General features: G+C 58.9%; 7 protein-coding genes and 1 pseudogene. 3 read left to right on the forward strand and 5 right to left on the reverse strand.

The genetic code is table 11. The features are described from left to right. On the forward strand, positions 1 to 946 hold a 946-nt coding region (araH, locus tag AAC083_RS06395; RefSeq protein WP_308810997.1), incomplete at its 5' end, for an L-arabinose ABC transporter permease AraH. 144 nt (positions 947 to 1,090) lie between these two features. Beyond that, entirely contained in the window at positions 1,091 to 2,002 is a 912-nt protein-coding gene (araC, locus tag AAC083_RS06400; RefSeq protein ID WP_108536113.1) for an arabinose operon transcriptional regulator AraC, read from the forward strand. A 127-nt stretch (positions 2,003 to 2,129) separates the two neighbouring features. Here araC and ykgO read toward each other — a convergent pair whose 3' ends face one another. Continuing rightward, entirely contained in the window at positions 2,130 to 2,255 is a 126-nt protein-coding gene (gene ykgO, locus AAC083_RS06405; RefSeq protein ID WP_042035476.1) for a type B 50S ribosomal protein L36, read from the reverse strand. Next, a complete protein-coding gene (locus AAC083_RS06410) occupies positions 2,255 to 2,521 on the reverse strand; it encodes a type B 50S ribosomal protein L31 (RefSeq protein WP_042035477.1) in 267 nt (88 codons plus the stop codon). Before AAC083_RS06410 ends, ykgO begins: the two co-directional genes overlap by 1 nt. Positions 2,522 to 2,800: 279 nt before the next feature. On the opposite strand from AAC083_RS06410, the gene AAC083_RS06415 reads away from it, so the two are divergent. Further along, positions 2,801 to 3,049, forward strand: a complete 249-nt coding sequence (locus AAC083_RS06415; protein ID WP_021140432.1) for a DinI family protein — start codon at positions 2,801 to 2,803, stop codon at positions 3,047 to 3,049. A gap of 151 nt (positions 3,050 to 3,200) precedes the next feature. Here AAC083_RS06415 and AAC083_RS06420 read toward each other — a convergent pair whose 3' ends face one another. The 3 genes and pseudogenes from AAC083_RS06420 to AAC083_RS06430 form a co-directional block, all read right to left on the reverse strand. Next, complete coding sequence (locus AAC083_RS06420) at positions 3,201 to 4,025, reverse strand: DUF2927 domain-containing protein (RefSeq protein ID WP_108536114.1); 825 nt, start codon at positions 4,023 to 4,025, stop codon at positions 3,201 to 3,203. A gap of 25 nt (positions 4,026 to 4,050) precedes the next feature. After that, positions 4,051 to 4,554 carry a M48 family metallopeptidase gene (locus AAC083_RS06425; RefSeq protein WP_108536115.1) on the reverse strand — a complete coding sequence of 168 codons (504 nt, stop codon included), beginning with the start codon at positions 4,552 to 4,554 and terminating at the stop codon, positions 4,051 to 4,053. 151 nt (positions 4,555 to 4,705) lie between these two features. Continuing rightward, positions 4,706 to 5,531: pseudogene (locus tag AAC083_RS06430) on the reverse strand (hypothetical protein); the annotation flags it as partial.

Consider the following 5,531-nt stretch of genomic DNA (forward strand, 5'->3'; position numbering starts at 1 on the left):
CCGCCTGCAACTGGCCCGGATATGGGATCAATACGGCATGCTGGTGATCTTCGCCATCCTGTTCTTGCTAGCCTGCGTGCTGGTGCCCAACTTTGCCAGCCTGATCAACATGCGCGGGCTGGGGCTGGCTGTCTCCATGTCGGGCATGGTGGCCTGCGGCATGCTGTTCTGCCTCGCCTCCGGCGAGTTCGACATGTCGGTCGGCTCCGTGGTCGCCTGTTCAGGCGTTGCCTGCGCGGTGGGCATCAACGCCACCGAGAGCATCACGGTCGGCATCCTGGCCGGTATGTCGGTGGGGGTGCTGTTTGGCCTCATCAACGGCATCGTGGTGGCCAAATTCAAGATCAACGCCCTTATCACCACCCTCGCCACCATGCAGATGGCGCGCGGGGTGGGCTACCTCATCTCCGATGGCAAGGCGGTCGGCATAGTGGAAGAGGGTTTTTTCGATCTCGGCAACTCCGCCCTGCTCGGGATCCCGACGCCGGTCTGGCTGACGGCGCTCTGCTTCGTGCTCTTTGGCCTGCTGCTCAACAAGACCACCTTCGGTCGCAACACCCTGGCCATGGGGGGCAATGAAGAGGCCGCGCGGCTGGCCGGGGTCAACGTGGTGCGCACCAAGATCATCATCTTCACCATGACCGGGCTGATTGCCTCCATTGCCGGCATCATACTCGCGTCGCGCATGACCTCGGGCCAGCCCATGACCTCCATCGGTTTCGAGCTGGTGGTGATCTCGGCCTGCGTGCTGGGCGGTGTCTCTATGAAGGGGGGGATTGGCAAGATCTCCTACATCATCGCCGGTGTGCTGATCCTGGGGCTAATGGAGAACGCCATGAACCTGCTAAACATATCCCCGTTTGCCCAGTACGTGGTGCGCGGCCTGATCCTGCTCGCCGCCGTGCTGTTCGATCGCTACAAGCAGGTACGCAAGGCGCGCATCTGACCACCCTCCTACCGGCGCAGGCTCACGTTCTGTTGGCTTGCGCCGGTGACACTATGGCGATCGGCCCATGCCATTGTGAGCCAGCTCAACAATTTCACACGACGCTGACCGCCAGATAGCGCGTTCCCAAGGTGAGTCTTTACAATGGCCCAAGCCGATTTTTTTACCCAAGCGCTGTTTTCCGCCATGTCCTCGATGCAAAAAGAGAAGCCGAAACAACTTAATCCCCTGTTGCCGGGCTACGCCTTTGATGTCTTCCTGGTCTCGGGCATGACCCCCATAGAGCAGGGGAGCGTGCTCGACTTCATCATTGACAGGCCCCAGGGCATGAAGGGCTTCATCGTCAACCTGACCATCAGAGGCAAGGGGCAGATCTTTCATGGGGATCAGGCATTCACAGTGGAGCCCGGCGACCTGCTGCTGTTCCCGCCGGCGGCCGTGCACTATTACGGCCGGGCACCGGATGTGCGGGAGTGGTACCACCGCTGGGTCTATTTTCGGCCGAGGGCCTATTGGGCCGACTGGCTAAAGTGGCCGCAGGTGACGGAGCGGGTGGGGTGCCTGCAACTGGCGGACAGCCAGTTGCTCACCGAATTTGACGCTCTGTTCCTCGACATCGAAGAGACCCACCAGCAGCTCAGACCCATGTCGGAACAGCTCGCCATGAACCTGCTGGAACGGCTGCTCATTCGTTGCTACGAGGCCTCTTCTCTCAATGCCTACCCCACCATAGATCACCGGGTTCACCAGGCGTGCCAGATCCTGAGCGAGTCGCTCTGTGCCGAAATCTCGGTAGAGGCGCTGGCGGAGCGGGTGTTTTTGTCTCCTTCACGGCTGGCGCACCTGTTTCGCGAGCAGGTGGGGGTGAGCATAGTGCGCTGGCGCGAGGATCAGCGGATCATGCGGGCCAAGCTGTTGCTGCAGACCACCCCCATGTCGGTGGCCACCATAGGCCAGCAGGTGGGCTATGACGATCAGCTCTACTTCTCGCGGGTGTTTAGGAAACGGGTGGGCGTCAGCCCGACCGAATACCGCAAATGCGCCACCCCGCTGTGACGGGGGGATTGCAGACAGGGACGAGGCGCCAGCCAAGCGTCATCAGTGTCGCAGATGCCAGATCAGGCTAGTTTTTCGAAGGTTTCACTGGCCCCCGAGAAGAGGGCCAGTGAAGGGGCTGACTTGCTCAGCGCTGGCGGGCCTTGAATCTGGGATTACTCTTGCAGATCACGAATAGCTTGCCGCGGCGACTGACAATCTGGCAATCCGGGTGGCGCGACTTGGCTGATTTGAGGGAGGAGAGCACTTTCATTACTTGTCTTTTCCTTTGTTGAAGAAGTGGCCGAAACGTTGCCCAAAGCGGGCGACCTGGCCCTCCTTGCCGATCTGCTTCTGCTTGCCGGTATAGAAGGGGTGAGAGGCACTGGAGACATCCAGCGTCACATAGGGATAGGTATTGCCATCCTCCCACTGCTTGGTGCGGTCTGTTTTGAGGGTGGAACCCACCAGAAAATAGTTGTTGGCGGTCAGATCGTGAAACAGGATCTGACGGTATTCGGGGTGAATGTTGGGGCGCATAATACTTGCTCTATGGTTTTGTGTGTTATGTTATAACATGTAAATAATGCTCCTGTTGAGAATGAATATCAACTATTTTTTAGGGCGCTATAAGGGTAGATGAAGGGGGCATAGAGCATAAAACGGGCGGGTATGAGCTGCCCGGGAGCAGGAAAACCGGTTATCTGCGACGCCACTGCAACTTTGATTGAAGGCCTGCTTGGGGAAGCAGATAATCCCTCCTTTACTTTTGATTTTTACTGTATAAAAATACAGTTATAAATCATGGAGACTTATCCTATGCGTCTGGAAATCATCATCGACAAGAAACATCAGATCCCTACCACCACCATGGAGGCGCTGCGTCAGGAGTTGCTCAAGCAGTTGGGCGAGAAGTTCCCCGACCTGCATGTGCGGGTCGCACCGGGCGGTGCCATGGCGATGACGGTCAGCCGTGCCAGCAAGGAAGACAAGGAGCTGGCGGAGGCCATGGTGCAGGAGGTGTGGGAGAACGCTGACAGCTGGATGCCGGAAAACGCCGCCTCCTGAGGCTCGTCGGCCGCTGACTGAGTCGTGTATGGCTGGCGCCAGAAAGACTCAACAAGGATCAGAGAAAACGCAGCCTCGGCTGCGTTTTTCCGTTTCTGGCCACACAGGGAATTTACCTGCTCACATCGTGCTGGAAGGGGGAACCTGCGCCTTACAACCCGGCCCAGCGCTTGAGGCTATTGACCTGTACCCGCTGGTTGGCCTGGGCTATCTCGCGATGGGCACGCAGCGCCTTGATGGCCTCGGGCAGGGCGGCGTGCACCTCGGCGGCCGTCATGCCGGGATGCAGCGCGGGGTGATAGGCAAGCTTGAGCAGCACATAGTCCAGTCCGGTCGGGAAGCTGTCGATGCTGTTGTCGTTGAAGATGGAGGGAAACACCTTGTCCGAGTCGTTGGGCAGGCCCATCACCTGGGTGAGTTCTTCTACTACGCAATCGAGAAAACGCCCCTTGGCCCGGCTGTAATCTACCGGAATGATGATGGTGGCGCGGGCTATCTCATGGCGGGCATTGGTGGCGAAATTGGCTATGCACAGCCCCTCTTTGAGCGCCATCTTGATGGAGGCATCCTGGCCCATGGTCCGTTTGGCCCAGCTCGCCATCTGCGAGTGTTGGGTCATGATCAGGGTGATGTTGGCGTTGTCGTTCACCAGTGTGATAGGGCGACCTATGATGCTGGCCAGATGCTGGCTCTGGATCTTGACCACCTCGGCCTGCAGCGGCTTGTCGCCAAATTCATTGATGAGCCTGAGACGGATGGGTTGCTGCCAGCGGGAGAAACGCACATTCTGCTCGTGGCCATATTCCTGTTTCATGGCGACTTCGAAGAAGCTCTGAGTCAGATAGGCGTCGCTCTGCCAGTGGTCGGCGGCGTGCAGGGAAAGCGGTGGGAGCAGCAGCACCAGACTCCACAGGCTCATCAAGCCTCCCTTGAATGTGCGAGCACGGGGCAGTAGCGGATGGCGCAATGGGATCATGTTTCCTCCTTGAAACGGCAATCGGTCAGCGCGCGGCGCGCTCAATATCGCGCCAAGTTAGCCAGAGTCTGAGATCAAACTCCAGTTGATGATAGTCCGGCTCCATGTGTTGACAGAGCTGGTAGAAGGCTTTGTTGTGATCCTTCTCCTTCAGGTGGGCCAGTTCGTGCACCACTATCATCTTCAAAAAGGCGGGGTGAGCCTCCTTGAACAGGGCGGCGATGCGGATCTCGTTCTTGGCCTTGAGCTTGTTGCCCTGTACCCGGCTGACATAGGTGTGCAGGCCGAGGGCATCCTTGATCACGTTGATCTTGCCATCGAAAATCACCTTGGACAGCGGCGCCGAGCTTTTCAGATAGCGGTTCTTCAACTCCATGGTGTAACCCAGCAGCGCCTTGTCACTCTGGATCAGGTGACTGTCCGGGTAGCGTTTTTCCAGCATGTCGCCCAGCTTGCCCGCCGCGATCAGCTGTTGTACCTGTGCCTTGAGCGGGTCCGGGTAGCCCCCGAGATAGGTCAGTTCCGCCATGGTTTTTCACTCGTCACATCAAAAAAAGAGCGCCATTGTAGTCATCCCGCGTTGGCTTGTGTAGGGCTTGCTCTCTTCCCTGCGTGTGTTCGTCCAAGCAAAAGGGCCGTCACTGTGATCAATGACGGCCCTTGCTGGCGATGGTGCGGGATCAGCGCCTGCGATAAAGGCCGGGGTCCACCTCTTCATACTGGCTCACCAGATATTGATAGAAGGCGAGGCTGGAAGGGGAGCTCGGTTTTTTCAGCTCGTCGGCAATCCGTTCCGGCTTGGCGATGATGAACTTGGGACTCTGGCGCTTGATGTCGGCCAGCACACGTTCACGCACGTCGTAGGGCGGATTGACGTTGGCAAAGAAGAGATAGGCGGAGGCCGGCTGGCGATCGGTCCACAGATAATATTGCGGCTGTATGCCATCGACCCAGATCTTGTCGGCCGGGCCGGTTTCGGCCTTGATCCGATCGACCCGTACCTGAGCTGGCAGGTTGAACGGCGTGCCCTTCAGGCTGCCTTCCCAGGCGTTGTTGAGCAGCAGGACCAGCATGGCCAGCGAGGCGAGCCAGGGAGTGGCACTGCGCACATCCCAGGCGCGCCACAGGGGCACCAGGATCAGCACGGGCAGGGCCCACAGCAGACTGTTGCCGAGCACTTCCCGCACCCGTTCCAGCGACCACTCCTTGGTGCTCCAGCCGTAACCGAGTTGCTGGGCCAGCAGCCAGCTGGCGGTCAGCACCACCAGCGAGATACAGAGCAGGCCGAGGCCATCGGCTTGCTGCTCACTGCGATCCAGCAGGCAGGCGAGCGGCAACAGGGCCAGCGGCAGATAGAGCACATCGTAGTGATCGAACACATGGCCGGAAACGGAGTTGGCGACCAGAGTGAACACTACGCCGAACAGGGTGGCGCACAGGACGGGCAGATACCACTCCTGCCGCCGGCTCATCATCAATATGATGAAGGCGGGTAGCAGCATGATG

The organism is Aeromonas sp. HMWF014 (assembly GCF_963878295.1).
GTDB lineage: Bacteria > Pseudomonadota > Gammaproteobacteria > Enterobacterales > Aeromonadaceae > Aeromonas > Aeromonas popoffii.